At 70.9% G+C, this 484-nt stretch carries 1 protein-coding gene; it reads left to right on the top strand.

Annotated features, from left to right (window positions below; translation table 11 throughout):
* Positions 1–92: 92 nt before the first annotated feature.
* Positions 93–320 (top strand): hypothetical protein, encoded by a 228-nt coding sequence (locus ACFYY7_RS43915; RefSeq protein ID WP_388671609.1) that lies wholly within the window; start codon positions 93–95, stop codon positions 318–320.
* Positions 321–484: the final 164 nt, after the last annotated feature.

The following is a 484-nucleotide window of genomic DNA, read 5'->3' as shown; positions in this document are numbered from 1 at the left end:
AGGCCCCGCGCCACCTTCGGTGCAGGCCCGTCCCTGTTCCCGGCTTCATGGAACGGCCTTCAGCAGCAGGGGCTGCCCGTACGATGGCCGGCGTGACCGTTCGCCGCGCCCTTGGCACAGGCCCCCAGGCTCCCGCGCCCAGCATCCGCGCCGCCCAGGCCGACCTGCTCGACACTCTCCCAGGAGAGCGCCTGTCCGACCTCGACGAACTGCGAGCCCGAGGCGTACTCGGCACACGCCCGGCCGCGCCCCCGTCCCCACGGCGGACCCTCGGAACCGGCGGCCACGCCGACGAGGAACTACCCCACCACCCGGCCTGACAACGACCAGAGCCGCGTTTGCCTTTCAGACCGTGTTTGAGGTCTCGCGTTGTGGTGGGGGGGGGGGGGGCCCCCCGGGGGGGGGGCCCCCCCCCCCCCCCCCAAAAAACAAAAAAACCCCGGGTGTGTGTTTTTAAAAAAAATAGAGGGAGCGGGCGGTGGTG

It is taken from the genome of Streptomyces sp. NPDC001933 (genome assembly GCF_042890955.1).
GTDB lineage: Bacteria > Actinomycetota > Actinomycetes > Streptomycetales > Streptomycetaceae > Streptomyces.
The sequence above is the reverse complement of the archived record's forward strand: the minus strand, read 5'-3'. Positions and strand labels throughout refer to the sequence as shown.